The 26,226-nt window shown below is 67.3% G+C and carries 23 protein-coding genes; 8 read left to right on the top strand and 15 right to left on the bottom strand.

The annotated features are described in order from the left end of the window. Positions 1-268: 268 nt before the first annotated feature. The 5 genes from ABIC51_RS14170 to ABIC51_RS14150 form a co-directional block, all read right to left on the bottom strand. Positions 269-853, bottom strand: a complete 585-nt coding sequence (locus ABIC51_RS14170) for a chloramphenicol phosphotransferase CPT family protein (protein ID WP_146253106.1) — start codon at positions 851-853, stop codon at positions 269-271. Continuing rightward, positions 831-2,297: an MFS transporter gene (locus tag ABIC51_RS14165; RefSeq protein WP_063812515.1), complete on the bottom strand. Its 1,467-nt coding sequence runs from the start codon at positions 2,295-2,297 to the stop codon at positions 831-833. Before ABIC51_RS14165 ends, ABIC51_RS14170 begins: the two co-directional genes overlap by 23 nt. A gap of 91 nt (positions 2,298-2,388) precedes the next feature. Next, a complete protein-coding gene (locus tag ABIC51_RS14160; RefSeq protein WP_124535313.1) occupies positions 2,389-3,408 on the bottom strand; it encodes a cyclase family protein in 1,020 nt (339 codons plus the stop codon). A 67-nt stretch (positions 3,409-3,475) separates the two neighbouring features. Next, positions 3,476-4,756 (bottom strand): CaiB/BaiF CoA transferase family protein, encoded by a 1,281-nt coding sequence (locus ABIC51_RS14155; RefSeq protein WP_124918882.1) that lies wholly within the window; start codon positions 4,754-4,756, stop codon positions 3,476-3,478. An 80-nt stretch (positions 4,757-4,836) separates the two neighbouring features. Further along, positions 4,837-5,601: an IclR family transcriptional regulator gene (locus ABIC51_RS14150; RefSeq protein ID WP_060196933.1), complete on the bottom strand. Its 765-nt coding sequence runs from the start codon at positions 5,599-5,601 to the stop codon at positions 4,837-4,839. A gap of 242 nt (positions 5,602-5,843) precedes the next feature. On the opposite strand from ABIC51_RS14150, the gene ABIC51_RS14145 reads away from it, so the two are divergent. The 3 genes from ABIC51_RS14145 (at position 5,844) to ABIC51_RS14135 (ending at position 9,527) form a co-directional block, all read left to right on the top strand. Next, positions 5,844-6,746, top strand: coding sequence for an HpcH/HpaI aldolase/citrate lyase family protein (locus ABIC51_RS14145; protein ID WP_175861734.1), 903 nt, complete (start codon positions 5,844-5,846; stop codon positions 6,744-6,746). 184 nt (positions 6,747-6,930) lie between these two features. Continuing rightward, positions 6,931-8,013 (top strand): porin, encoded by a 1,083-nt coding sequence (locus ABIC51_RS14140; RefSeq protein ID WP_175853947.1) that lies wholly within the window; start codon positions 6,931-6,933, stop codon positions 8,011-8,013. Positions 8,014-8,057: 44 nt separating this feature from the next. Then, entirely contained in the window at positions 8,058-9,527 is a 1,470-nt protein-coding gene (locus ABIC51_RS14135; protein ID WP_175899574.1) for an MmgE/PrpD family protein, read from the top strand. A 16-nt stretch (positions 9,528-9,543) separates the two neighbouring features. On the opposite strand, the gene ABIC51_RS14130 is transcribed toward ABIC51_RS14135, so the two are convergent. The 10 genes from ABIC51_RS14130 to ABIC51_RS14085 form a co-directional block, all read right to left on the bottom strand. Continuing rightward, the gene (locus ABIC51_RS14130) at positions 9,544-10,473 is read right to left on the bottom strand and encodes a LysR family transcriptional regulator (RefSeq protein WP_059699660.1); all 930 of its coding nucleotides are present in this window, start codon (positions 10,471-10,473) and stop codon (positions 9,544-9,546) included. Between the two features lie 293 nt (positions 10,474-10,766). Then, positions 10,767-11,786, bottom strand: coding sequence for a cyclase family protein (locus ABIC51_RS14125; protein WP_060196938.1), 1,020 nt, complete (start codon positions 11,784-11,786; stop codon positions 10,767-10,769). After that, a complete protein-coding gene (locus ABIC51_RS14120; protein ID WP_226128552.1) occupies positions 11,783-13,276 on the bottom strand; it encodes an MmgE/PrpD family protein in 1,494 nt (497 codons plus the stop codon). The genes ABIC51_RS14125 and ABIC51_RS14120 overlap by 4 nt, the downstream gene beginning before the upstream one ends. Beyond that, entirely contained in the window at positions 13,273-14,145 is an 873-nt protein-coding gene (locus tag ABIC51_RS14115; protein ID WP_354006521.1) for an HpcH/HpaI aldolase/citrate lyase family protein, read from the bottom strand. Before ABIC51_RS14115 ends, ABIC51_RS14120 begins: the two co-directional genes overlap by 4 nt. Then, positions 14,142-15,380: a CaiB/BaiF CoA transferase family protein gene (locus ABIC51_RS14110; protein ID WP_404842213.1), complete on the bottom strand. Its 1,239-nt coding sequence runs from the start codon at positions 15,378-15,380 to the stop codon at positions 14,142-14,144. The genes ABIC51_RS14115 and ABIC51_RS14110 overlap by 4 nt, the downstream gene beginning before the upstream one ends. 102 nt (positions 15,381-15,482) lie before the next feature. Next, the gene (locus ABIC51_RS14105; protein WP_027792762.1) at positions 15,483-16,646 is read right to left on the bottom strand and encodes a quinone oxidoreductase family protein; all 1,164 of its coding nucleotides are present in this window, start codon (positions 16,644-16,646) and stop codon (positions 15,483-15,485) included. Between the two features lie 58 nt (positions 16,647-16,704). Then, positions 16,705-17,292, bottom strand: a complete 588-nt coding sequence (locus ABIC51_RS14100; protein WP_027792763.1) for a hydrolase — start codon at positions 17,290-17,292, stop codon at positions 16,705-16,707. A 9-nt stretch (positions 17,293-17,301) separates the two neighbouring features. After that, positions 17,302-18,795, bottom strand: coding sequence for an MFS transporter (locus tag ABIC51_RS14095; RefSeq protein ID WP_060174417.1), 1,494 nt, complete (start codon positions 18,793-18,795; stop codon positions 17,302-17,304). Positions 18,796-19,446: 651 nt separating this feature from the next. Next, positions 19,447-20,538 carry a triacylglycerol lipase gene (locus tag ABIC51_RS14090; protein WP_091922153.1) on the bottom strand — a complete coding sequence of 364 codons (1,092 nt, stop codon included), beginning with the start codon at positions 20,536-20,538 and terminating at the stop codon, positions 19,447-19,449. 606 nt (positions 20,539-21,144) lie between these two features. Continuing rightward, entirely contained in the window at positions 21,145-22,098 is a 954-nt protein-coding gene (locus ABIC51_RS14085; protein WP_354006520.1) for a LysR substrate-binding domain-containing protein, read from the bottom strand. 166 nt (positions 22,099-22,264) lie between these two features. On the opposite strand from ABIC51_RS14085, the gene ABIC51_RS14080 reads away from it, so the two are divergent. The 5 genes from ABIC51_RS14080 (at position 22,265) to ABIC51_RS14060 (ending at position 26,111) form a co-directional block, all read left to right on the top strand. Continuing rightward, entirely contained in the window at positions 22,265-22,807 is a 543-nt protein-coding gene (locus ABIC51_RS14080) for a hypothetical protein (RefSeq protein WP_027792767.1), read from the top strand. A gap of 7 nt (positions 22,808-22,814) precedes the next feature. Then, a complete protein-coding gene (locus ABIC51_RS14075; RefSeq protein ID WP_027792768.1) occupies positions 22,815-23,141 on the top strand; it encodes a hypothetical protein in 327 nt (108 codons plus the stop codon). Positions 23,142-23,170: 29 nt separating this feature from the next. Then, positions 23,171-24,016, top strand: a complete 846-nt coding sequence (locus ABIC51_RS14070; RefSeq protein WP_175861726.1) for an MBL fold metallo-hydrolase — start codon at positions 23,171-23,173, stop codon at positions 24,014-24,016. Between the two features lie 341 nt (positions 24,017-24,357). Next, positions 24,358-25,104 (top strand): SDR family oxidoreductase, encoded by a 747-nt coding sequence (locus ABIC51_RS14065; RefSeq protein ID WP_027792770.1) that lies wholly within the window; start codon positions 24,358-24,360, stop codon positions 25,102-25,104. A 134-nt stretch (positions 25,105-25,238) separates the two neighbouring features. Next, positions 25,239-26,111: a DJ-1/PfpI family protein gene (locus ABIC51_RS14060; RefSeq protein WP_404842212.1), complete on the top strand. Its 873-nt coding sequence runs from the start codon at positions 25,239-25,241 to the stop codon at positions 26,109-26,111. The last annotated feature ends 115 nt before the right edge of the window (positions 26,112-26,226 follow it).

Below are 26,226 nucleotides of genomic sequence, written 5' to 3'. Positions count from 1 at the left end.
GGCCTATAACCTGGCGTTTACCCGCTGGAACCGCTTCGCACGGCCTGTCGGCGCGTGAATCCGCTTGAAATTCGCTTTCAATCCGTTCGAAACATGAAAAACCGGTTATCGGCACGAACACTTCGGAATCGGTTTCATCGCGAATTTTCCGCTTGTCGGCACAATGCGATTTGTCGCGTGCGAACGACATCATCCGCGTGGCCGATGACATTCGGTGCCGGCGAGTTTAAGGGAGAACGCAGCCTGTCCGGATCAAGCGCGACGACGATCACTCGCGCAGCGCGTCGACGTGGGCACGGATGCGGCGCGCGCCCTCTTCCGGCGTGCATGTCGACGTGTCGATGCGCAGCGCGTAAGGCCGCGAATAAGCCGGATGCCCGAACTGGGAGCGGGCCATGCCCTCGCCGCGATCCGGCCTCGCGCGTTCGCGCTGTTCGAGGATATCCAGCGGGCACGTCACGCCGATGACGAAGGTCCGACGCGGCGACAGCGCGGCAATGCATGCGTCGAGCGCGGCCGGATCCCGGAGCACGAGATCCAGCACGATCTCGAAATGGCTGGCCGCGATCCGTGCGAGCGTCGACTGCAGGTTGAGCTGGTGGAGTCTCAGCGCCTGATTCAGCTCCTCGTCCGATCGCATGTCACGCCGGCGCGACATCTCGACGAACGCGTCGAGCGAGACGTGAAACGTCGGCACGTCCGACCCTTGCTGGAGCGCCCTGGCCAGGCTGCTCTTCCCTGCACTGGTCGGGCCGTGCAATACGACGGCAACGGGTTTCATGGCGATGGTCGATGGGCGAGGTGCCCAGTTGCCGCGTTGAATCAGGATGCTAGCCCAATTTTCGCCGCCCATCGACACGCCCGGTCGGCGCTTCGGCGAGCCCGCGCAACGCCGCCGCGTGCTCGGCGCCGTCCGCGATCTCGTCCAGTGCCCGGTTGTTGGTACGCGGCCCGAACACGCCGATCGACACCATCACGATCAGCATGCTGCCGCCGATCAGCACGAACACGGCCGACACCCCGGCGCGTTCGAGCAGCAGCGCGACGATGAAACTGCTCGCGATGCCCGTCAGGCGGCCGATCGAATGCACGAAGCCGAGCGCGCGCCCGCGGATCTCGGTCGGAAACACTTCCGACTGGTACGCGGTGCCGTTGCTCGCGAGCACCGTGTTGGACAGCGTGACGAGCAAGCCGAATGCGATCACGAACGGCGCCTGCGCCGACATCGCGAACGCGGTGCCGAACAGCGCGACGCCGAACGCCGACGCGACGATCAGCCATTTGCGCTCGACCCGGTCGGCGAGCAGGCCGGCGACGAACGGCGACACCGGATACGCGAAGGCGATCACGAACGCATACCAGAGGCTCTTCGTGACGCTCGCGCCCTGCGCGGCGAGCAGCGTCGGCAGCCACTGGCTGAAGCCGAAGAAACCGATGCTCAGGAATGCATTGAACGCGATCAGCATCGTCGTGCGGCCGCGATGCCGCGCATCCCACATCGACGGCGTGCGCGGCGCGGCAGTGGCCGTGGCCGCTGCGACCGGCGTCGGGACCGCGGGCAGCGGCCGGCCGGATTCCCGCTCGACGGCCTGCTCGAGCCGCTGCAGCACGGCTTCGGCCTCGGCCTCACGGCCCGTGTGGGCGAGCCAGCGCGGCGACTCCGGCAACCGCGACTGCAGCCACCAGACGAAAACCGCGCCGCTGCCGCCGAGCAGCACGACCCAGCGCCATCCGGACATGCCGAGCGGATCGTGCGGCACCCATAACCACGACACCAGCGCCAGCACGGGCATCGCGAGATAGCCGACCGCGAAGCACAGCGCGAACGCGCGGCCGCGCACCGCCTTCGGCACCAGCTCGGTCAGGAACGCGCCGATCGTGATCAGTTCCGCGCCGATGCCGCAGCCCGCGATGAAACGGCACACGAGGATGCCGAGCGCATGCGTCTGCACGCACATCGCCAGGCTCGCCGCCGTGTAGAGCAGCAGCGCGCCGGTGAACAGCGCGCGCCGCCCGAAGCGGTCCGCGAGGCGCGACACGAACATCTCGCCGACGAACAGCCCGGCGAACGTCGCCGCGCCGAGCGCGCCCTGGTCCGACATGCCGAGCACGCCGTGCGAGCCCGCGTGAAAGATGCCGTCGCGGATCAACCCGGGCGGCAGGTAGGTCATCTGGAACAGGTCGTAGACCTCGAAAAACCCGCCGACGCTCAGGAACAGCACGAGCGTCCAGATGCTGGCCGTCGCGGGCAGGCGGTCGATGCGGGCGGCGATCGACGCCGCATGGGAATGGGACATGGCGATTCCTCGATGATCCGCCCGCGCGGCCTGCGCAGAGCGGCGAAGCGGCAAACCCGGCACCGGCGCGACATGCGCGCGGCGCCGGCGTTCATACGGTGGCGACCGGATTGACCGGCGACCCGACGAGCCCGCGCAGGTGCAGCGGCGGCGCGGTCAGCAGGAAGCGGTTGCGCCGGTGCGCGTGCAGCCAGTCGGCAAGCGGCGTCAGGTGCCACAGCTCGCCGAGGTGAATGCCGAGCTTGAACAGGCACAGCTCGTGCAACGGCATCAGCGCGCCGGGCCGCTCGCGCGCCCGCGCATCGCGCGGTCGCTCCTCGACCGCGTGGTTGTCCGCCGCGAGCGCGGCGAGCCCCGACGCGTCGATCCATTCGAGCAGGCGCGGGTCGTTGCCGTCGAGCACGCAGCACACGTCCGGCGCGGTAGGTTCGCCGCGCGCGTCGGCGTCGAGCAGGCGATCGGCGAAGCCCGTATGCACGCACACGATGTCGCCGCGCTCGACGATCACGTCGTCCGCGCGCAGCACCGCCATCCACTCCGCGTAGCCGATCTTGCGCCGCTCGTCGCCGAAGTGGCGCCGCAGGTCGACGAGCACGCCGCGCCCCTGCACGCCCGTCTGCGCCATCACCTCGATGCCGAGCGCGCGCGCGCCGCCGCGCGGCGCCCCCGCTTCGGGCACCCGGATGTGCTCGTCCATCCGGTAGCCGTTGTAGAACATGCGGGCCCGCTCGCCGTCGCCCGCCGGATCGAACAGCGAGCCGACGTGCGACAGCGCATCCCACTGCGTCGAGAACTGCGAGTGCATGCAGAACGAATCGTCGCAGACGACATCGGTTGCGTTCGCAACCTGTTCATCCGCCCGATAACCGAAGTACGGCTTGTCGCCGAGCAGCGCCGGCATGATCGCCGGCGGCCGGCGCCGCGCGTTCAACCCGCCGCCGCGCGGCACGTCGAGCGGCAGGCTCAGCGAAAACACGCGGCCTTCGCGCACTTCCGCGACGCCGCGCAGCACCGCGTCGGCGGTCAGCCAGTTCAGGCGCCCTTTCTGATCGTCCGGGCCGAAATCCCCCCAGTTCGAGCCGGGCGGCCGATGGGTCCAGCGTGGTTTCATGGTTGTCTCCTCCATGCAATGTCCAGGGTGCGGCGGCCGTCCTTCGCGGCCGCGTCGCACGTCGCGCCTACCGCGTGCGGATCACGCCCAGCCCCGCGAGCCGCTCGTATTCGCGTTCGCCGAGCAGCGGCAGCAGGATCTCGCGATTGTTCTCGCCGAGCGCGGGCGCGGGCCGGCGGAACGTGCCGGGCGTGGCCGACAGGCGCGGCGTGATGTTGTGCATCGGCAGGCTGCCGACGTCGTCGTCCGGCAGCTCGACGAGCGCCTCGCGCTCGATCACATAGCGGTCCTGAACGATCTGCGCGATATCCTGGATCGGCCCGACCGTCACGCCCGCTTCTTCGAAGAACGCGAGATTGGCATCGAGATCGCGCGCGGCGATAAATTCGCCGACGATCGCATCGAGCGCTTCCGCGTGCTGCACGCGCTGCACGTTGGTCGCGTAGCGCGGATCGTCGATCAGCTCCGAGCGGCCGATCGCGCGGAACAGCCGCTCGGCCATCGCCTGTGTCGAACTCGACAGGCACAGCCACTTGCCGTCGCGGGTCCGATACGCGTTGCGCGGCGCGGTGTTCGACGAGCGGCTGCCGGTGCGTTCCTTGATCTTGCCGGTCATCACATAGTTCGCGGCGGCCGGGCCGAGGATCGACAGCAGCGGCTCGAACAGCGACACGTCGATCACCTGCCCCGCCGCGCCGTGCGCGTCGCGCGCATGCAGCGCGACCAGCACGGCGATCGCGCCGGACAGCCCGGCCGTCATGTCGCCGAGGAACATCGGCGGCAGCACCGGTTCGCGATCGGCGAAGCCGTTGATCGCCGCGAACCCCGCATATCCTTCCGCGAGCGTGCCGAAGCCCGGCTTGTGGCGATACGGCCCGGTCTGCCCCCAGCCGGAGATCCGCGCGATCACCAGCTCGGGGCGAATCGCGAGCAGGTCGTCCGGGCCGAGCCCCATCTTCTCGGCGACGCCGGGCTTGAAGCTTTCGACGAACACGTCCGCGTCGCGCACCAGCCGGCGGACGATGTCGATGCCCTCGGGCGCGCGCAGGTCGACGCACACGCTGCGCTTGTTGCGCCCGTATACCTTCCAGTTCGTGCTGATCCCGCCCGCGCCGACCGCACGCAGCGTATCGCCGCGCTCGCTCTCGACCTTCACGACGTCCGCGCCGAAATCGGCGAGCTGCACGCTCAGCATGTTGCCGGCCATCAGGCGCGACAGGTCGACGACGCGCACGCCCGCGAGCGGCCCCTGCGCGCCGGCGTCGAACGGTTTCGGATGAATCGGGCCGGTGGACGCGCGACGGTGCGCGCCGGCCGCGTGAGCGGCCTGCGGGTCGGGAACGAACATGCTTGTCTCCTGGTTGGTGTATGCGTCGTGCGAGGCGGACTGCAAGGCAGACTTCGAGGCGCGCTCAGCCGCGCGCGGCGCTACTCGAGCAGCGCGCCGAGCTGGTCGGCCGCGCGAAATGCCGCACCTGCGGCGGGCAGATCGCCGCCGAGCGCATGCGTCAGCTCGGCGGCGGCCGCCTGCACGCGCGGCAGGTAGTCGGCCAGCACCTTCTTGTTGAAGCGATACCGCGGCACGCCGAGCGAGATCGCGCCGCTGAGCACGCGGCCGACGCCGAATGCCGGGCACGCGATTGCCGCGCTTTCCGGATCGCGCTCGGCGATCGATACCGCGTAGCCCTGCTCGGCCGTCTTCTCGTAGTCGCCGCCGCGCGTGCCGCTGAACGCAAGCAGCACACGCCCGGCCGCGCCGACGTCGAGCGGGAAGCGGTCGCCCTCGCGCAGGTGCGTGCGCACCGAGCGCTGCGCCTGGATGCGGAACAGGCACACGCGCTGGTCGCCTTCACGCACGTAGAACGCGGCCGTCTCGCCGGTTTCCGCCGACAGTCTCGACAGGATCGGCATCACGTACTCGCGCAGCTGGAACGACTCGCGATACATCATCCCGAGCTGGAACACGGCGGGCCCCAGCACATAGCGCCCGTCCGGCAGGCGCTTGATGAAGCGGAACTGCTCGAGCGACTCGAACATCCGCAACAGCGTGCTCATGTTGAGCCCCGTCTCCTCGCTCACCTGCGCGAGCATCAGCCCGCCGGGCGCGTTGCCGAATGCCAGCAGCGCGGTCAGCGCGCGGTTGACCGCGGCCACGCCGCCCTCTGCCGGATTGCTTGTCTCCACCTTGTTCATGTCCACCTCGTGCGATGCCGGGCTGTTCGTGTCAGGTCGGTGCCACGTTACGCTGGCCGGCATCGAAAAATGAAAGTCACTTTCATTATACGCAGATCATCGATGACATCAACATGAATCCGCAGAGCTTCGCTCGGTCATCATCCTGCAATGTTCCTTGATACTAGGCGTTAACGATAATCTTGACGAATGCGGTCATCCATCACAAAAATGAAAGTGACTTTCATTTTATGAGACCATAGATGAATTCATCATCACAACCCGTCTGGCGCTCGCTGCTGTACGTCCCCGCGCATGTCCCCCGTTTCGTCGCATCGGCCGCCGCGAGCGACGCCGATGCGCTGATCCTCGATCTCGAGGACAGCGTCCCGCCCGCATGCAAGGCGGCCGCCCGCGACGGCCTGGCCGACGCCGTGCCGGCGCTGCGCGCGCCGGGCCACGACTTGCTGGTGCGCGCCAACGGCCCGCTCGACCAGCTCGTGCCCGACTTGCGCGCGGCCGTCCGGGCCGGCGTGGACGGCGTCGTGCTGCCGAAGGTGCGCGGCGGCTCGCACATCGAGGCGATCGACGAACTGCTGGCCGCGCTCGAAGAAGAAGCCGGCGCGCCGCCCGGCCGCACGCGGATCGTCGCGATCGTCGAAACGCCGCGCGCGTTCCAGGCAATGGACCGGATCGCGCAGGCGTCGCCGCGCGTCGTCGCGATGATGCTGGGCGGCGGCGATTTCGCGCTGAACTGCGAAAGCGGCGCGAGCGCCGATGTGCTGCGCGTGCCGAAACAGTTGCTGATCATCGCCGCGCGCGCCGCCGGCATCCTGCCGCTCGGCCTCATCGGCGGCCTCGACGAACTGCGCGATCTCGACGCGTTCGAGCGCATCGCGCGCGCGTCCGCGGAGCTCGGCTATGCAGGCGCGACCTGCATCCACCCGCTGCAGGTCGGCGCGCTCAACCGTGCGTTCCGGCCCGACGACGCCGCGGTGCGCGACGCGCACGCGGTGCTGGCCGCCTACGACGACGCACGTGCGAACGGGCGCGGCGCGCTGCGCGTCGACGGCCGGATGGTCGACGCGCCCGGCGTCGCCCGCGCGAAGCGCGTGCTCGCACGTCACGCGGCGGTACAGGCACGCGCCGACGGCGTGCCCCGGTAATGCGGGCGCCCCCCTTCATCGTCGCGCGTCCATGCGCGCGTCGCGCGGTGCGCGCACGCGCCCCGTCACGATGCCGTCCGTTCGCCACCCGGCCCGGATAGCGCCGCCCCGCAGCACCGCCGCACCGCTCGACCGGCGCGGCGCCGAACTCAAACAAAGAACAAACCCTGGAAGGAGACAAACCATGGGCAAGCGGATGTCCGCACTGTGCGGACTGGGCCTCGTATCGGCCAGCGCCTGCGCGCAGAGCACGATCACGCTGTATGGCGTGGCCGACATCTATACGGAATTCCTCACCCATCAGGCCGCGCCCGGCGACAAGTCGTCGGCATCGCTCGTGCGGATGGCGTCGGGCGGCAAGAGCGGCTCGCGCTGGGGCCTGAAGGGCGTCGAGGAACTCGGCGGCGGCTGGCAGGCCGCGTTCCGGCTCGAAAGCGGCATCAACCTGAACAACGGTACCGGCACCGGCGCGGGCGGCTTCGACCGCTCCGCATGGGTCGGGCTGCAGCACGAGCGCTGGGGCGCGCTGCGGCTCGGCCACCAGTACACGACGCTGTTCGACGTCATGGAGCGCTATTCGCCGACGGGCGCGTACTCGACGCTGTACGAGCCGGCCGGCGCGATCGTCGGCGTCAACTTCCGCGAGAACAACGTCGCCAAGTACCTGGCGAAGATCGGCCCGCTGACGCTCGAAACGCACTATTCGTTCGGCGGCACGCCCGGCGCGTTCCAGTCGAACGCCGCCTATGGCGCCGGCTTCGACTATGCCGGCGGCGCAATCTCGCTCGCCGCCGCGTTCGACAACGTCAACACGCCGCAGCCGGGCGGCTTCGCGCATTTCCGCCGCTACGCCGCCGCCGCGATCGCGTCCGTCGGACGTGCGCAGCTGCTGGCCGGCGTCACGCACGGCCAGAGCGGCGTCGCCGCGCCGTCGGTCGTGACGCGCTACACGTTCTGGTGGGCCGGCGTGCGCTACGCGATCACCCCTTACCTGCAGGCGGTCGGCGCGTTCTATTACGAGGACATCCGCGCGCAGAATGCGCCGAACGCGCAGACACCCACGCCGCACCCGGCCAACCCGCAGCAGGTCACGCTGCAGCTGAACTACTTCCTGTCGAAAGCCGTCACGCTGTACCTGGCGGGCGGCTACGCGCGCCGCGCCGCACTCGATTTCGACAATTACAACTACAACTTCCTCCACTACACGCTGGCCGGCGACCGCGCCAGCAGCGCGGGCCTGGCACTCGGCCTGCGCAAGCTGTTCTGACCTCGCCTCTCCCCAGCCTCAGGAACCTTCGGAGTCTTCGCACAATGAACCGCCGCCACTTCCTTTCCACGCTGACCGGCGCGGCGCTCGCGCTGCCGTTCGCTCACGCCCGCGCGGGCGCACTGCCGGCCGCCGGCGTCAGCCCCGGCCGCCCCGATCTCGCGCAGCAGCTCGCCGACTACGCGGCCGGGCTGCAGTATCGCGACCTCGACGCCGCGACGATCGAAACGATCAAGGCGCACCTGATCGACGCGCTCGGCTGCGCGATCGCCGCGCACGACGAACGTCCGGTGCGGATCGCGCGCGACGCGGCGCTCGCGTCGTCGGGCGGCGTGTCGACGATCGTCGGCACGAACCAGCGCACGAGCCCCGATCTCGCCGCGTTCGCGACCGGCACCGCATTGCGCTACTACGATTTCAACGATGCGTACGCCGGCAAGGAGACCGGCCATCCGAGCGACAACATGTCCGCGTGCCTCGCGGTCGCCGAAGCGCAGCATGCGAACGGCCGCGACCTGATCCTGTCGATCGCGATCGCCTACGAGATCGCGTGCCGGCTGATGGACGCCGCCGCGATCAGCCCGCGCGGCTGGGATCACACGTGCTACAGCCTGCCCGCCGTCGCGCTCGCCGCGGGCAAGCTGATGCGCATGCCCGCGCCGCAGCTGGTGCAGGCGGTGAACCTGTCGATCAACAGCCATCTCGCGCTGAACCAGACGCGCGTCCAGGAATTGTCGAACTGGAAGGCGCTCGCCGATGCGGACGCGGCGCGCAACGCGGTGTTCTCGACGCAGCTCGCGCGGGCCGGGCTGACCGGCCCTGCGCCGATCTTCGAAGGCATGGCGGGATTCTTTCCGCAGGTGTCCGGGCCGTTCGCCGTCGACACGCGCGAATTCGGCGGGCGCGGCGGCGCGTTCCGGATCGGCAAGTGCTTCGTGAAGTTCTATCCCGCGCAAGGGCTCACGCAAACAGCGATTCCGGCGGCGCTCGACGTCGCCGCGCAAGTCGGCGACCTACGCCGCATCCGGCGCATCGAGATCGACACGACCGCAGTTGGTTATGTGACGGCCGGCCGCGACCGCGAAAAATGGGCACCGTCGACGCACGAGACCGCCGATCACAGCCTGCCGTACATCGTCGCGCGCGCGATGCTCGACGGCGACATCACGACCGAGAGCTACCGGCCCGACGCGCTGCACGATCCGGCGCTGCGCGCGTTGATCGAGCGGATCACGGTGCGCGAGGACCCGGCGCTGACTGCCCGCTATCCCGCGCACGCGCCGAACCGGGTAACGGCCGTGTGCGAAGACGGGGCGATCCGCACGAAGCAGGTGGACGACCTGCCCGGCTCGCCGACGCGGCCGATGCGGCGCGACGACTACGAGGCGAAGTTCGCGAAGAACTGCCGGCGGCACTGGAGCCCGGCGCAGATCCGCGCGGCGCTCGATTACCTGTGGCGGCTCGACGAGCAGCCCGACGTCGCGACGCTGCCGCCGCTGCTCGTCGTCGGCTGACCTGCGTGAACGAACCCTAAGCTTCCGCCGCGACGCCGTGCCGCTCGAGCGCTTCCGCGACCTCGACGATGCGGCTGCGCAGCCAAGCGTGCGCGTTGCTGCCGTCGTAGCGCCGGTGCCAGTACAGCGACCACGCGACGGGCTCCATCGCGAGCGGCAGGTCGCGGATCACGAGCCGCGCATCGTCGAGGCTCAGCGCATGCCGCTCCGACATGATCACCGCGTACGGCAGCGCGTCCAGCATGTTCGGCACGACGAGCCAGTGCGGCACGTTGAGCGCGATGCGCCGCGTGCAGTTCATGTTCGCAAGCAGGTTGTCGACCAGGCTGTGGTCGACCGGGTTGATCGTCACGTTGAGGAAGTCGAGCGCGAGGAACCGTTCGAGCGTCAGCGGCGTGCCCGCTTCCGGATGGCTGCGGCTCATCACGCAGACCATCCGGTCATGAAACACGATTTGCGACGACAGCGTGCCCGAATGTTCGAGGCCGGCGCTGATCGCCAGGTCGAGCAGCCCCGACTCGAGTGCGTCGGCGGTCTTGGCGGCACTCATGTGCACGACGTCCATGCCGATATTCGGGCTGGTCAAGCGCATGCAACGCAGCAGAGCCGGCAGCAAAAGCAATTCGGTGAGATCCGACATGCGCAACGTGAAATGGCGCTCGGACGTAAAAGGATTGAATTGATAATCCGATTCAAATAATTCCTCGATTTGTTGCATGATCTGTCGAATCGGCATCGCCAGCGCCTGTGCGCGCGGCGTCAACTCCATGCCGACCGCGGTGCGCGCCAGGATCTCGTCCTTGAACAGGAACCGCAGCCGCGCCAGCGCGTTGCTGACGGCCGGCTGCGTGAGGCCGACCTTCTGGCCGGCCCGTGTGACCTGTTTCTCCGTTAATAGCGCATCGAGTATGACCAGCAGGTTCAGATCGATCGAACGTAGATTCATGTTTGCGACCATCCACTAAACAGGTTAAACACCGCCTCCGATTGCGATCGCGAAATTCCGCAATCGGAGCAATCCCCTGATATTTAGTGCAATGCACAAGAATAGTCCAATCTTGACGTATCTATATTTTTAGGTATCGAGCGGTATTGGTTAATTTTTTAAATTAGTGGGTCCGTTTCGCATCGATTCTTCCGGATACCGTGCCAATCGGCCATTTGATTCGCGATTTTTGAAAAAAGGTCGCATTGCAAAAAAAATGCGAACGACCGCCGCCCCGGCGGCCGCCCGCAAGCTCAAACGGTCGCGACCGGATTCGCCGGTGCGCCGACCAGGCCGCGGATATGCAGCGGCGGCGCGGTCAGCAGAAACCGGTTCCGGCCGTGTGCATGCAGCCAGTTCGCGAGCGGCGTCAGGTGCCACAGCTCGCCGAGGTGAATACCGAGCTTGAACAGGCACAGTTCATGAAGCGGCATCAGCGCGCCCGGTTGCGCGAGCGGCTGCGCATGTTGCGGACGTTCCTCGATCGCATGGTTGTCGGCCACGAGCGCGGCCAGCCCCGATTCGTCGATCCATTGCAGCAGCCGCGCATCGCTGCTGTCCAGCACGCACGCGCTCGCGACCGTCGCCGGCGACCCGCCGTCGTCATGCAGCAGCAGATCCGCGAAGCCGGTGTGAATGCAGACGATGTCGCCGCGCTCGACCTGCACGCGGTCCGCCTCCATCACCTGCATCAGTTGCGCGAAGCCGACCTTCGTGCGCGCGTCGCCGAAGTGACGCCGCAGGTCGATCAGCACGCCGCGCCCCTGCACGCCCGTTTGCGCCATCACCTCGATGCCGAGCGCGTGCGCGCCGCCCGTCGCGTCGCCCTCTTGCGGCACCCGCAGATGCTCGCCCATCCGGAAGCCGTTGTAGAACACGATTTCAGGCACGCCGTCGTCGTCCGCGTCGAACACGCCGCCCACGTGCGACAGGCCGTCCCATTGCGTCGAGAACTGCGAGTGCATGCAGAACGAATCGTCGCAGACCACATCGGTTGCGTTCGCAACCTGTTCGTCCGCGCGATAACCGAAATACGGCTTGTCGCCGAGCAGCGCCGGCATGATCGCCGGTGGCCGCCGCCGCGCGTTCAGCCCGCCGCCGCGCGGCACGTCGAGCGGCAGGCTCAGCGAGAACGACAGCCCTTCCCGCACTTCGGCTGCGCCCTGCCGCACCTTGTCCGGCGTCAGCCAGTTCAGCCGCCCCTTCTGATCGTCGGGACCGAAGTCGCCCCAGTTCGAGCCGGGTGGCCGCTTTTTCCAGCGGGGTGCATTCAAGATCTGTGTCCTCCTTCAGTGCCCGACGTCAGCGCCGCGAGCGCATCGAGCGGCGCATCGTCGGCGAGCGACCGTACCGCGTCGCGCAGCGCGAGCGCGCGCTCCATGCCGAGCGCCGAACTCGCCGCCAGCACGAATTTCGCGGTGAGTTCCTGTTCGGTCAGCGGCCGCGAATTCGTGCCCTTGCTCGACTCGATCCACGCCTCGCGCACTTGCCCGTCGCGCAGCTCGACGCGCAGCACCGCCGGCAGGAAATGCGGGAAGCGCGCATCGCACCACGGATCGGCCACGCAACGCACCTTCGCAGCCAGGGCGCGCCGCGCGGGGTCCCGCGCAAGCGCATCGTCGAAATCGTCGAACCAGACGCCGAGACCGCCGCCGCCGAGCAGCGCCGCCGCGACCGTGTACGGCCCCGAGAACGCCGCCGCATAACCGTTCGGCGGATTCGCCTTCAACTCCGCCGGCTCGCCGATCGTGCGCAGCGTCGACGTCGCGACCCGCAGCTCGGCCGACACCACGTCGTCCGCCGTCACGCCTTGCGCCTTCAGTTGCAGCGCCGCGTCGATGCCCGGGTGCGTGAAGTGGTTGCACGGATACGGCTTGAAGATGATCCGGCTCGTCTCCCATTCGTCGCCCAGGTCGCGCAGCACCGCGTCGACGTCGGCGAGGTCGCCGCACCACGCATGGAAGAAGCCGAAGCGGCCTTCGAGCGCGGTCGGCGGCGCGGTGACGCCCGCGCCCGCCAGTTCCGCCGCGCTCACGCCCGCATGCGCCGCCCAGCCGCAGTGAATCCGCTTCACCGAGCCGCCGGTGCGGTTCGCTTCGAGCAGGCCCGCGCCCATGCTCGCGGCAATGCCGAGCGCCGCCGCGATCTGCGCGGCGTCGAGCCCGAGCAGCATCGCCGCGGCCGCCGCCGCGCCGACCGTGCCGCAGATCGACGTCGCGTGCTGGCCGCGCTCGAAAAACACCGAATTGCCGAGCCCCTCGTTATAGGCGGCGACGCCCAGCCGGATGCACACCTCGGTGCCCACCGTGATCGCATCGAGCAGCGCCGCGCCCGACGCGCCGCTCACCTGCGCGGCGGCGAGCGCGGCCGGAATCACCGACGCACTCGGATGCAGCACCGACAGCATGTGCGAATCGTCGAAATCCATCGCATGCGCGAGCGTGCCGTTGACGAGCGCGGCACTCGCGGCCGGCAGCCGGTCGGGCGCGCCGATCACGCTCGCCGGGCCGGTGCCCGCCCAGCGCCGCGCGACCTGCAGCACCGACTGCACGACCGGTTCGTCGTGCGCGATCAGGCTGTTGCCGACCACGTCGAGCACGCGCGCGGCGGCCTCGACGCGCAGCCGGTATTCCAGCCCTCCGGCGCGCACCTCCGCCGCGAAGCGGCCGAGCGCGCCGACGATGCCGTCGGGCGGCGCGGGCCGGTCCGGTGCGACCGGATCGGCGGTGGCCGCCGGAGCGGAAAGCGTCTCGGGTGTGCTCATGCCAGTGCTCCACTGAGTCGAAGATTGTTCGCGAGCGCGAGCGTCACGCGCGCGTTGGCGATCAGCGGCGGCGCGACCACGCGGCCGTCCGGCAGCACGAAGACCGACGACGCCGAGGCCTTGCCCGCTGCCGCATCGACCGCCTCGAGCACCCGCTCGGCTGCGCGAATCTCGTCTTCCGACGGCGTGAATACCTCGTTGATCACCGCGAGCTGCGACGGATGAATCGCGAAGCGGCCGAGGAACCCCATCGACTTGGCGCGCAGCGTCGATTCCCTCAGCCCGTCGAGATCGGGCAGCGTGTGATAGACGGTCTGGATCGGCCCGGCGAGCCCCGCCGCGCGAGACACCACGACGCAGCGCGCGCGGCACACCTCGAGCGTGAAGTTGTCGACGCCGATCTGCAGGTCCGCGCGCAGGTCGCTCTCGCCGAGCCCGATCCGTTCGAGCCGCGGCGACGCGGTCGCGAGCTGGTAAGCCGTCTCGACACCGTACGCCGACTCGATCAGGATCTGGATGCCCGCGTCGCTGCCGAGTGCGTCGAGCCAGCCCGCCACTTCCTGGATATGCTGCGGCAGGTCGCATTTCGGCAGCCGCAGCGCCTGCAGCGCCGGCTGCGCGATCGCGTCGACGTCGTCGCGGCACCACGGGCTGCCGATCGGGTTGATCCGCACGTAGGTCGGCTTCGGCGGGCCTTCCGCGAGAATCGCGGCGGCCGCCTCGCGGGCTTCGGCCTTGTGGCTGGCCGGCACGGCATCCTCGAGGTCGAGCACGATGGCGTCGGCTTCGCTCGCATACGCCTTGTCCACCACCTGCGTCTTGTGCGCGGGCACGTAGAGGTAACTGCGGTAGGTTGCGCTGGTTTTCATACAATGCCCCGTTCGGTCAAATCGGCGATCTCGTGCCGCTCCAGCCCCAATGCGCCGAATACTTCGTCGTTGTGCGTGCCGCGCGCCGGTCCGCCCCAGCGGATCGCGCCGGGCGTGTCGGACAGCCGGAACGGCACGTTGTGCGTGCGGAACGCGCCGAGCTCCGCGTCGGGCACCGACACGACCGAGCCGAGCGCCGCGTACTGCGGATCGCGGAGCACGTCGGCGACGTCGTAGATCGGCGCGACCGCCGCCTGCGCGCGCTCGAACTCGGCGATCACGTCGTCGCGCGAGCGCTGCCCGATCCAGCTGCCGACCGCCGCATCCAGTTCGTCCGCATGCTTCGCGCGCTCGGCGCCGTTCGCGAACCAGGGTTCGTCGATCAGGTCCGCACGGCCGACGAGGCGCATCACGCGCTCCGCGATGCTGTGCGCTGACGTCGACAGCGCGACCCACTTGCCGTCCGACGTGCGGTACACCCCGCGCGGCGAATTGTTCGGCGAACGATTGCCGGTGCGTTCGGGCACCCGGCCCGTCTGGTCGTAGCTCGCGACCTGCGCGCCCATCGCGGCGAGCATCGTCTCGATGATCGCGAGATCGACGACCTGGCCGCGCCCGGTGTGCTCGCGCGCCTTCAGCGCCGTCATGATCGCGAACGCGGCGTTCAGCCCCGCGACGGTGTCGGCGAGCGGGAAGGACGGCAGCAACGGCGGCCCGTCGGCTTCGCCGGTGACCGACGCGAGCCCGCTCATCGCCTCGGCCAGCGTACCGAAGCCGGGGCGGCTCGCATACGGGCCGAACTGCCCGAAGCCCGTCACCCGCACGAGCACGAGCCGCGGGTTGATCGCGGACAGCACGTCGTAACCGAGCCCCCAGCGTTCGAGCGTGCCGGGCCGGAAATTCTCGACGACCACGTCCGCCTGCGCCGCCATTTCGCGGAAGATCCGCTGGCCGTCGGCCGTGCCGAGATTCAGCGTGACGGCCCGCTTGTTGCGCGCGAGCACCTTCCACCACAACGGCACGTCGTCGCGACGCGCGCCGTACTTGCGCGCCGGATCGCCGTCCGGATGCTCAACCTTGATCACGTCGGCGCCGTAGTCCGCCAGCATCGTCGCCGCGAGCGGGCCCGCGAACAACGTCGCGGCGTCGATCACGCGAATGCCGTCGAGCGGCGCCGGTTTGGACGCGTCCGACCCCGCACCGGCGTCGACGCCCCCCATTTCCACAGTGGCCATGCCGTTCTCCAGTCAGATGGATTGCACGGCGCGCCGCGTACCGACATCATCTGCACGACTAATCGTCTTGCAGCGATGCGGACGCGGCGCGCGACCTGCCGCTCAGACGGCGTTGATCCGGTAGATCGGGAAATACGTCTGGATCTTCCCGTTCAGGTAGTCGGACGCGAGCTTCGGCACCTCGTCGAAATCGAAGATCTCGGTCGGCTCCTCGCCGATCCAGCCGCTCGTTTCCTGGAAATCGCGGATCGTGATGCTGTCGTCGTAGCGCCACGCGTGCGTGTGGATGTGCAGGCGGCGGTTGATGCACTCCGTCGCGCGCAGGTTCCACAGGCGCATCCCGGTCTTCCAGCCGACCGTCGTGACGATACCCGTGCGGCCGACCACGCGCATCGTCGCGCGATACAGTGCGCCGCCGAGGTTGTCGAGGAAGATCGCGACGCCGCGGCCGCCGCTCAGCTCCGCGATCGTCTCCGCGAACACGCGCTCCGACTCGCGATAGCTCGCCTGGTACTCCGGATCGGTCTTGTAGCGCTCGTCGTCATACGCGAGGTTCGGGAACTTGCGGCGATCGACCGGCGTGATGCCGAGCTTCGCGAGCTCCTCGAGGCGCCGGTCGTTGCTCGCCGTCATCGCGACGCGAAAACCCTCGCGCTTCGCGAGCTGCAGTTCGGCGAGCGTCGTGCCGCCGCCCCAGCCGAACACCAGGTAGTCGGCCGGATCGACGTCCGGCAGCTGCGAGCGCCAGCACGTCGACGCCACCTTCCAGTTGTCCCACGCGGTGAAGTAGCGGCCGTACGTCGCCCATTGCAGCAGCGAATGACGGCTGTCCGTCGGCACCGCCACGAGGTTGTCGGCGCGCATCTTGGTCCGCTGCGCCATCACGCCGATCGTGCCCGGCGCGTCGTACGCGTAGACGAGCTCGGCGAACCCGTATTCGTCGCGCTTGCCGAACGGCATCACCATGCAGATCTCGCCTTCCTTCAGCGTCTTCACGCCGCTGCCGCGCTCGACGATGCGCACCAGCGCACCGTTGCCGAGCACGATCTTGTCCTCGCGGCGCTGCCGGCAGATGTCGACCGGATTGCGCGACAGCGCGTGGTCGAGGTTCGCCTCCCACGATCCGTACAGCGGCTCGACCAGCACCTCGTCGGCTTCCAGATCGGAGAATTCGAAGGTCTCGCGACGCAGCTCGCCCGCCACGGGCGCCTGCTTCCTGCTCGGTTCCGGTCCTGCGTAGAGAACCCATGCATCGGTCTTGATCATCGTCATGCCTCGGTAAATGACTCTGTTTGAATGGTGCACGCCGAACACGCCGCTTCGTTCAGCGCGAATACGCCTGCTTCAGTGCCGCCTCCACGTCGGCCGTCGCGGCGACCTGCCCGAGCTTCGGGAAGATCTGCGTCAGCGCGAAGGTCTGCGCGTCGGTGGACGACGTGCTGACCGCGTCGCTGACGACGACGACGTTGTAGTTGTTCTCGTATGCCTGGCGCGCCGTCGATTCGACGCCGATGTTGGTTGCGATCCCGGTCAGCACGATGTCCGTGATGCCGCGCCGGCGCAGCTGCACGTCGAGGTCGGTGCCGGTGAACGCGCCCCACTGGTGCTTCGTCACGACGATGTCGGACGGCCCGACGCCGAGCGCCGGCGCAAACGCGCTCCATTCGGGGTCGAGATTCGGCGGCGCCGACGGCGCATCCGTCCTGACCTTCAGCGCAACGCCGCCGTCCGGCTGGTAGCTCGTGTGCACGTAGATCACGGGAAGCTTCAACGCGCGGAACGCGGTCGCGAGCTCGACCGTCTTCGCCACGACCTGCGCGCCGGTGTAGGGCACGACCGGCAGCGACACGATGCCGTTCTGCAGATCGATGGCGACCAGGGCGACCGTGCGATTGAGCGTCGGAGTGGACATGTCAAAACCTCACTTCTGTTGGGGGATGGAAGAAGCAGCGGTATCCAGGTGCCGGCTCGACGCTGCGTTGAGCAGCAGCAGCACGCTGATGACCGCCAGGACGATGGCCAGCTCGCGCAGGCCGCGATCGCTCGCCGGATGGCCGAGCGCCAGCCCGACGAGCGCAAACGACAGGCTGCCGCCGACATACTGCGCAGTGCGGTACAGCCCCGAAGCCGTGCCGATCCGGTCGTGCGGCGCGCTCTGGTAGAGCGCGGCCTGGTTGCCGAGATTGTTGAAGCCGTTCGGCACGCCGAACACGATCGATAGCAGTACGATCGACCAGACCGGCATCGCGCTGGTGAGCAGGCTCATCACGACGCTGCCGACGCACAGCATCGCGGAGCCGATGATCAGCACCGGCCGCGAACCGTGACGGTGTGCGAGGCGGGTCGCGAGCATCGTCGCCACGGTGCCGATCCCGGCGACCGGCAGCATCACGAGGCCGGCATCGGCGGCGGACAGGTGCTTGGCCTCCTGCAGCCACATCGGCAACGCATAGAAGATCGCGTAGAACACCGCGTAGGTGCCGACGCAACGCAGGTACGTACTCGTGAGCGCACGGTTGTCGCCGAGCATGCGGATGTCGATCAGCGGCGTCGCGGCCCGCCGCTCGTGCCCGACCAGCACCGGGCACAGCACCAGCGTCGCGACGAGCAGCAGCCAGTCGGGATCGTGCGTGACCGATTGCAGGAACAGCAGCAGGCTCGCGAGCGTCAGGACGAACAGCACGACGCCCGGCAGGTCCAGCTCCTTCAGCGTGCCCCGCAGCGTGCGGCGTTGCTGCGCGCCGCGCGGGACGACGTCGGCCGGAATCCACAGCCATGCCAGCGCGAACGCCAGCAGCACGATCGGCACGTTGATCCAGAAGATCGCACGCCAGCCGGCGAACTGCACGAGCGCGCCGCCGAGCGGCGGCCCGAACGCGACGGCCACCTGTGCCGCAACCGAGATCGCGCCGAGTCCGCCCGTCGGCGTCGCGCCGTTCGCGTGCCGCTGCGACCACATGCGGATCATCGCCATGCCGGCCGGATACGCGGCCGACGTGCCGATGCCGAGCGCGACGCGCGACGCGATCAGCCACCCGAGCGACGGCGCGAACGGCGCGAGCGCGGACGCGATCAATACGATCGCGAGGCCGATGCAGAAGATCCGCTTCGCGCCGAACCGGTCGGCGAGCCGCCCCATCGTCGGCTGGCCGACGGCCGTCGCGAGATAAAGGCCCGACACGAGCCACATGGTGTCGATGCGTTCCTGCCCGTGCGGGTTGAACGCCTGCTGGATGCTGACGAGCGCGACCGCGATCATCGACGAGTTCAGCGCGTTGAGCAGCGTGCCGAGCACGATGGGGCCCACCAGCCTGGCCGGCAGGCGCGGGCCCGCCGCCCGCGCATTGCCGCCTGCCGGCGTGACACCGGAAGGCGGGGCTGGCACTTTGGCAGGTCGATCGCGGTTCGTTGTCATGGCATCGTCACAGGGTGGTTTCGCATCGCTCGATCAAATTCGAACGTGCGTTCACCTTACCGTTACGATTGCCGTGAATGAAATGGATTGTTGCGATGCACACATTCGTCGCTTGAATGCGGATCGCGAATCTGACGATCGAGCGCGTCCCCTGCGAGCCGGGATTGAAATCGTCAAACGCCCGGCATTCCTTGCTGGACGGTCATACTCCCGGATCGCGATGAATTTTTTAGATGGAGTACGAAGCGATTTTCTCCGTGCACTCCCTGCGGATGACGATCGTTTTATGCGGCAGCGCAACGGGAATCCAGAGCGGTGGCTCTAGACCGGCACCACACTCGCGAGTGCGGGGTAATCGACGCCGTTGCGCCCTGCGCCCGCAGGATGAGATCCTGACGCGTTCGAGACTGACGCGCCGCATGGCCGATTACCGTCGCGACAGCGCGCCGACGCCTCCGGAACGGTTCCGCGATGAAGCGCGTATCGACCGCACCGAAGCACGGATAAGCCACGCCCTGGTGACCGTTATCGGCGACGCGCTGAAGAAATCGCCCGATGCGCGGCGATCCGCCCGATCGCGCCCGGATCGCGGCAGGCGCGACGCCGGACATGCCTGCGTCGCGCGATGCCGCGCTTGCTCCCTGTCATCGATTACACGCCTTGATTCTTCAACCGGTTCGCGTGCGTGCGGATTACCGCAACCGGATCCTCCACATTCGCGCCGAGCACGCCGAGGATCTGGTTGATCGCATCGGTGTGATTCCAGTGATACGTGCCGAGCACCTGGCCAAACCGCGCGCTGCATTGCGACACGACGCCGTCGTTCGGACCGGCGCTGCGATTGATCATCACCGTGCCGCTGCCGAGGAGTGCCAGCGTCGACGGATCGAGCGCGTTCGCCGGATCGATGGCCCCGCTCACGCTCGTATCGACGGCCCCTGTCACGCCGGCCACCGTCGCTGTCGGCTGGATCGCCGTGCCGCCCCACGAATAAAGCAGGTGCGTATTGCCGCCGACAGTCTCGGTCGACGCGCCGGTTTGACACGATCCCGGCGCACCGAGCCCTGCGCTCGGGAATTTCTGGTTGTATGCGGCGGCCTTTGCCGTCGTCAGCACCGACAACGCCTGAATCGCATTCTGGTTCGTATTGAAGTTGCTGCTCGTCAACGTGCCGAGCGCATTCGCGAATGCACCGAGCACGGTCGACGACAGGCCGGTCGGGTCCGTCTGCAACAGTTGCTGGACGAAGTCCGCGAATTGCGAGCCCCAGTGCGGCGTACTGATCGTCGTCACCGACGCGACCAGTTCCGGCGCAACGGACGCAACATAACGCGATGTCAGGCCGCCCTGGCTATGGCCGATCAGATTCACTTTCTGCGCGCCCGTCGCCGCGAGCACCTGCTTCACGAATGCAAGCAATTGCTCGCCACGCCCGTTCGGGCCATCGTCGCTCTGGAAGCCGGACAGATTGGCAACGTACACCGCCGCGCCGTGCGCCCGCAGGTCCTCCGGAATGCGATACCAGTACTCGACGACGCCACCGTACTTGTCGGTGCCGGTCAGCCCGTGCACGAGAATGATCGGGTACCGGGTCGCCGCATAGTCGTCAACGGCGGTCGTCGCGGCGGTAGCAGCCTGCGCGCCGGCCAGCGACAGAACGGTTCCAACACTCGCGGCCGGGGCCGCATTCATTGCGATTGCCACCACGGTCGCCACTGCTTTCGCTCGTATCGATCTGCTCATCTTGCTCTCCATTTTTTACGTACATGTCAGTTGCTCGAGGATGAGGATGCGGAAATCGCTGATGCAGCGACGCTTCCGGCACTGAAGCGTCGCCCGCGCGCGGGATGTCGGCCGTACCGACTCGACGGCTTGGCGCGACGGTTTGGCCCGACGTACTCCGACGCCGGAAAACGAATAAAAACGAACACAAACGAACGTTTTCGCACCAGCACGCGAAGTGAATCACGTTCAACAACGCTGTGCAGGCAGTTAGACAGGGCCCTCCAGTCAGTTGACAACGGGTGCATCAACCACTAAATCCACCGATCTTCCTCGACGTCTTGTGATCCCGCCGTGACGGCTTTGCACCGGCACGTCGCCCCGCCCGACGTGCCTTATCGCGTTGCCCTCATGGAGCAATGGTCATCAAGGATGCAAAGGAGACCAAACGATCATGTGGAAGAACCCGCATTGCGCGGGTGGAACCGGTTTTCAGTGCCGGCAGCACGGTTGGTCTTGGGGCTTTGCAGGCCCGTCGGTTGAGCGCATACGCGCGACTGACGGGCGCATTCGGCAGGCAGTGTCTCGCCGAGCGAGCGCACCCGATCGCGGCCTGCGTGCGGCGAATCAACGTGGAGAGGAAGCGCCGCGCTGACGTCTGCTTCGCGGTGTGCGTCGCGCGCTGCCGTGCGGTGCCAGACCCGGGGCGTCATTCAGCATCCACGTCGCGAAAGCCTGCAACGGCCCCTGGGCCAGTTCGATCGATTCGGGCAGGACGAGGCAGAAGTTTTTCGTGACGGACTTGCCCGCCGGCCAGGGTGCGACCAGCCGCCCCTGCTCGAGCTCCGCGTCGACGTAAAGACGCGGCACCAGCGCGACACCCAGGCTCGCGAGCGCCGCTTCGATCAGCATCGAATGGAGATCGTAGCGCGCGCCAACCGCCGAATTGCCCAGCACGATGCCGGACTCCTCCGCATAGGCCTGCCACGCGTCCGGATTCTGCCGCCGGTGAAGGCGTGGCAGTGCATCCAGCGACGGGTTCGCCCCGGCACCCGCCAGCAACGCCGGACTGCACACAGGCACCAGCACTTCCTCCAGCAGCGGATGCAGATGCATCCCCGCCCATGCCGGATGCTCGAAATGAATGGCGGCATCGAAACCGCTCCCGGCCAGCAGGAACGGTTCCATGCGCTCGGCGATATGCACCGTGACGTTCGGATGCCGGTCCTGAAAGTGTTTCAGCCGGGGGATCAGCCAGCGCGTGGCGAAGGTCGGAATGGCGGCGATATCGATGCTCGCGCCTTCGACGGGTTGCCCCATCAGGTACAGGCTGTCCCGTTCCAGCCGATCCAGAATCTCGCGAACCTGCACGGCGTACCGCGCACCGTTCGGTGCCAGCCGTACCCGGTTGCCGATCCGCTCGAACAGCGTGACACCCAGGAACGCCTCCAGCCGGGCGATCTGACGGCTGACGGCGCCCTCGGTTCGGGCGAGTTCATCAGCGGCTCGGGCAAAGCTGCCGTGTCGGGCCGCGGCTTCGAACGCCTGCAGCGCGGAATTGCTCGGGATCTTGCGGGGCATGCGTGGCTCGCCGGTCAGGGTGGGTTCGACGTCAGCTTGAGCAAATATCACTGAAGGCTGACTTTATTTCGTTTTATGGGCTGCAAATGCGAGCTTAGCATTACGTTACCGCACTGACCATCAAGCGCTCGCTGACGGAAGTGCACCCTGTTCAAAGGACGATCCGATGATCTACACCGTGGAATGCAGCTTCGCCGACGTCGACAGCGAAGCCGAATGGAACGACTTCTACAGCCTTGAAAAGCTGCCTGCCCTGATCTCGGTGACGGGGTTTCACACGTCGCAGCGGTTCAAGGCGATCGGCAGCGGTTGCCCCGTCTATCTGGCGATTCACACGATCGACGGTCTCGATGTCCTGACCGGCGACGAATATCGCCGGAAAGGCGGCGGCAATTTTGCGAAGTGGCAGCAGCACATCACCGACTGGCATCGCAATCTCTATGGCGCTATCGGATTGGCCCCGGCGGTGGAGGAAGGCGAACACCTCGCGCTGTGCGCTGGCGGCCCTGATCCGCTGATCCGGTTGGGCCTCGACCCGCTGGCCATGCAAGCCGTCGCGCTGGAGCAGTTTCCGGCACGACGCTGGCTCGCCGTCGTGCCGCGCAACAACACGCTGCTTGTCGACGAACGCGCGGAAGGCGTTCACCTTTACGCGCCGATGACGGAGCAACTGACGAGCGCACGCGCCCTTTCAACTGCCCAGGAGTAAGCCCACGATGCCGAACGTCACTTTCTCGATCGATGCACAGCGGATGCCCGCTGACGAAAATCTTGCCGAGCTGTCGCGCGACTGCGTCGAGCTCTGTACGCATGTACTCGGCGCGGAACTCAAGAACGTCCACATCATTTTTCAGCCGGTTCTGCACGGGCACGGGCATCCTGTCTACGCGGACATTCGGTATCGCGCCGGGGCGCCCCGCACGTCGGCGGTCATGGACCGGTTCATGGAAGCGCTGGATCGTGCGATCGTTCAGCGCACCGGCCTCACCGCGCGCATCCGGTGTTTTGGTTACACCGCGTCGAACATTCACGCCCGCAACTAGCCCACCATTCGCCGATCCGGAGAAGCACGATGGCCACGCTTACCTTTCCCGGCCAGAAAGTCGGGGATTTCACGATTACCGCCATCAGCGATGGCTACCTCACCGCGAGTCTCGACTTTCTGTCGAATATCGATCCGGCCGACGCGTCGAACATGCAACGTGACGCCGGGCAGAAAGAGCCAGAAGCCGTACACATCAATTGCTACGTCGTACGCGGCGCGGGCCGCACCGTGCTCATCGATGCCGGGGCGGGCGGGTTCAGGCAATGGGGCGGCCAACTCAGGACGAACCTGGCGCGGGCCGGTATCGAGCCCGCCGCGATCGACACCATCCTGCTGACCCACGCGCATCCCGATCATGTCGGGGGGCTCGTGAACGGTGCAGGAGAGATCGCGTTCCCGAACGCGGAACTGGTCGTGCATCAACGCGAGGTCGGGTTCTGGCAGGACGACGCGAATCTGAGTCGCGCCAGCGAACGCGCACGCGGAAATTTCCTGGTGGCGCGTCGCGTATTCGATGCTTATGGCGACCGGCTTCGTCTTTTCGACGACGGACAAGTGCTCCCCGGCATCGACGCACTGCCGATACCGGGGCACACCGATGGACACACCGGATATGTGCTTGAATCCCGCGATCAGGGGCTTCTTGTGTGGGGAGACGTGGTTCATTTCCCGCATATCCAGATTCAGCGACCGGAGGTGTCGATTGCCTTCGATCACGATGCGTCGTTGGCCGCCGCTACGCGGTCACGGCTTCTGGATCAGGTCAGTTCGGAGGGACTGTTGATCGCCGGCATGCATCTGGGGGAACGCGGGTTCGCACGCATCGAGCGAACGAATGGGGGATACCGTTTGCGTTATGAGCGCGAGGAATGAAGCAGACGGCATCCAGATACCGGCCACTCGTTGCGATCGCGCGGACATCCGCATCGCGACCGCTGCGCGTCCGACCTTCGCGCACGCCTGCTTCACATGTCACTCGCCGCCAGCGAGACCACACATGACGCGTGCGAACGGGCATTGCCCCCGCCAAACGCCGAGCCGCGTTATTCCCCCCGTTTGAACCGAGTGGCGCTTTTTGAGGGTTATACGACCTTTGCGCCATACGCCTCGCGTTCCATACTGCACGTGGAAGATCGAGCCGGAAAAGGCACACAAACGCAATTGCGTTTGAAGCCTTCGGCCCGATCAATCACGACGTAAAAATGGAGCAGAAGATGAGGCTTAAAGACAAGTCAGCGTTAATCACCGGTGGTACCAGCGGCATCGGCCTCGCAACCGCGAAGCTGTTCATTGCGGAAGGCGCCCGCGTAGCGGTGACGGGCCGCGATGAGACGGTGTTCGAGCGCGTGAAGGCCGAGCTTGGCGAGCATGCGCTCGTTCTCAAGGGCGACGTCCGTTCGCTCGACGACATGCGGGCGATTGCCGCAGAGGTCAAGGAGACGTTCGGCGGCCTGGATGTCGTGTTCGCGAACGCGGGCTGGGCGTTCCCGTCCGCGGTCAACGACATCGACGACGCGCTCTATGGCGAGATCATGGACATCAACGTCAAGGGCGTGGTGTTCACGCTTCAGGCGGTGCTGCCGGACCTGCGGCCAGGCGCCTCGTTCATTCTCAATACATCGTTCGTCGCGCAGACCGGCAAGCATGGCATCTCGTTGACCGCGGCAGCGAAAGCCGCCGTACGATCGCTCGCCCGCAGCTGGTCCTACGAGTTTCTCGACCGCAAGATCCGCTTCAACGCGATCGCGCCCGGTGTGATCGACACTCCGCTGCTCACCAAATGGGGCATGCCCGACGAATGGGTTCGCGACCGCAAGGCCGAATTCGCCGAAACCATTCCGGTGGGCCGCATGGGCAACGCCACGGACATCGCGTACGCGGCGCTCTATCTCGCCAGCGACGAATCGTCGTATGTCGTCGGCACCGAACTGGTCGTCGATGGCGGCGCGTCGCAGCTTTAAGCCTGCGGCGCGCGATGCCTGAGCCCTGCAAATCATGCGGGCTCATCCCCATCCCGATCTCACGTCCGCCACGCCGTTCGTCGCGGCGGCCATTCAATCCGGCCCAATCTGGTTGCGCTCGCAGAGGGGCCGAAGTGCAAGGAGAAACGATCTTGACCGACCGTAGCGAAGACAATGCTTCCGGACCACCGCTCACGAGAGCGGGCCGTTCGCGCCGCGATGCCCTCAAGCTGGGGGGCGCCGCCACCCTCGGCGCCATCCTGGGCGGCAGCGCGTTGCTCGCGCACACCACCCCTGCTCTTGCGCAGGCCGGCAGCAAGGGCGAACTTGCTCCGAATGAACCGCTCAACATCCTGATCGTCAATTACGACGGCGGGACGCTGCTCGACTTCGCCGGCCCCAGCGAGATCTTCCATCGGCTGCCGAATACGAACGTTCGCTACGCGAGCCTCGATGGCGGCAACGTGACGCTCGAATTCGGCGTCGTGTACGGCAAGACCGAGCGGCTGGCCGACATCGAGAAGACGGACGTGATTCTGGTCCCCGGCGGGTCCGATTTGACGGCGCCGATGCGACCCGCGTACCAGGCGCAGATTCGGCGCCTGGCGGAAAGCGCCAGGCACGTTACGTCGGTCTGCAACGGATCGCTCGTGCTCGCTGCAACGGGCGTGCTCAAGGGCAAGCGAAGCGCGTGCCATTGGGCCTTCGTCAACAAGCTGGCCGAATATGGCGCGATTCCCGTTCCCGACCGCTTCGTGGAAGACGACAACGGCCGGTTCATGAGCGGCGGCGGCGTGACGGCGGGCATCGACTTCGCGCTTCGCGTGGCGGAGAAGCTGCGCGGCCGACAGGCGGCCGAATTCACGCAACTCGTGATCGAATACGATCCCGCGCCGCCGTTCCACTCCGGCCATCCGAGGGACGCGCGGCCGGAAGTCGTCGCGATGGTCGACAAGGAATTGCCCGGCGCCTCCAGGGGGCTCGCACGCATTCCAGGCGTTCGGTGAAACATGGCTAGGCAATGCGCGCGGGCCGTTTGCAGGCCTCGATGATCGCCGGCTCCGACATTGCCTGCCCGCCCTGCCAATTTTCGCAGTCCTCTCAATTCGATCTATAACCGGA

It is taken from the genome of Burkholderia sp. 572, from assembly GCF_040545135.1.
Taxonomy (GTDB): domain Bacteria; phylum Pseudomonadota; class Gammaproteobacteria; order Burkholderiales; family Burkholderiaceae; genus Burkholderia; species Burkholderia cepacia.
Note: the sequence above shows the minus strand (reverse complement) of the source record. Positions and strands in the feature narration are given on the sequence as shown.

Coding starts and splice junctions, on each gene's coding strand:
- ABIC51_RS14095 (WP_060174417.1), bottom strand. CDS start 18,795: ATGACAACGAACCGCGATCGACCTGCCAAAGTGCCAGCCCCGCCTTCC.
- ABIC51_RS14145 (WP_175861734.1), top strand. CDS start 5,844: ATGAATTCATCATCACAACCCGTCTGGCGCTCGCTGCTGTACGTCCCC.
- ABIC51_RS14070 (WP_175861726.1), top strand. CDS start 23,171: ATGGCCACGCTTACCTTTCCCGGCCAGAAAGTCGGGGATTTCACGATT.
- ABIC51_RS14065 (WP_027792770.1), top strand. CDS start 24,358: ATGAGGCTTAAAGACAAGTCAGCGTTAATCACCGGTGGTACCAGCGGC.
- ABIC51_RS14170 (WP_146253106.1), bottom strand. CDS start 853: ATGGGCGGCGAAAATTGGGCTAGCATCCTGATTCAACGCGGCAACTGG.
- ABIC51_RS14165 (WP_063812515.1), bottom strand. CDS start 2,297: ATGTCCCATTCCCATGCGGCGTCGATCGCCGCCCGCATCGACCGCCTG.
- ABIC51_RS14110 (WP_404842213.1), bottom strand. CDS start 15,380: ATGGCCACTGTGGAAATGGGGGGCGTCGACGCCGGTGCGGGGTCGGAC.
- ABIC51_RS14085 (WP_354006520.1), bottom strand. CDS start 22,098: ATGCCCCGCAAGATCCCGAGCAATTCCGCGCTGCAGGCGTTCGAAGCC.
- ABIC51_RS14140 (WP_175853947.1), top strand. CDS start 6,931: ATGGGCAAGCGGATGTCCGCACTGTGCGGACTGGGCCTCGTATCGGCC.
- ABIC51_RS14135 (WP_175899574.1), top strand. CDS start 8,058: ATGAACCGCCGCCACTTCCTTTCCACGCTGACCGGCGCGGCGCTCGCG.
- ABIC51_RS14105 (WP_027792762.1), bottom strand. CDS start 16,646: ATGATCAAGACCGATGCATGGGTTCTCTACGCAGGACCGGAACCGAGC.
- ABIC51_RS14150 (WP_060196933.1), bottom strand. CDS start 5,601: ATGAACAAGGTGGAGACAAGCAATCCGGCAGAGGGCGGCGTGGCCGCG.
- ABIC51_RS14120 (WP_226128552.1), bottom strand. CDS start 13,276: ATGAGCACACCCGAGACGCTTTCCGCTCCGGCGGCCACCGCCGATCCG.
- ABIC51_RS14155 (WP_124918882.1), bottom strand. CDS start 4,756: ATGTTCGTTCCCGACCCGCAGGCCGCTCACGCGGCCGGCGCGCACCGT.
- ABIC51_RS14075 (WP_027792768.1), top strand. CDS start 22,815: ATGCCGAACGTCACTTTCTCGATCGATGCACAGCGGATGCCCGCTGAC.
- ABIC51_RS14090 (WP_091922153.1), bottom strand. CDS start 20,538: ATGAGCAGATCGATACGAGCGAAAGCAGTGGCGACCGTGGTGGCAATC.
- ABIC51_RS14130 (WP_059699660.1), bottom strand. CDS start 10,473: ATGAATCTACGTTCGATCGATCTGAACCTGCTGGTCATACTCGATGCG.
- ABIC51_RS14100 (WP_027792763.1), bottom strand. CDS start 17,292: ATGTCCACTCCGACGCTCAATCGCACGGTCGCCCTGGTCGCCATCGAT.
- ABIC51_RS14080 (WP_027792767.1), top strand. CDS start 22,265: ATGATCTACACCGTGGAATGCAGCTTCGCCGACGTCGACAGCGAAGCC.
- ABIC51_RS14160 (WP_124535313.1), bottom strand. CDS start 3,408: ATGAAACCACGCTGGACCCATCGGCCGCCCGGCTCGAACTGGGGGGAT.
- ABIC51_RS14115 (WP_354006521.1), bottom strand. CDS start 14,145: ATGAAAACCAGCGCAACCTACCGCAGTTACCTCTACGTGCCCGCGCAC.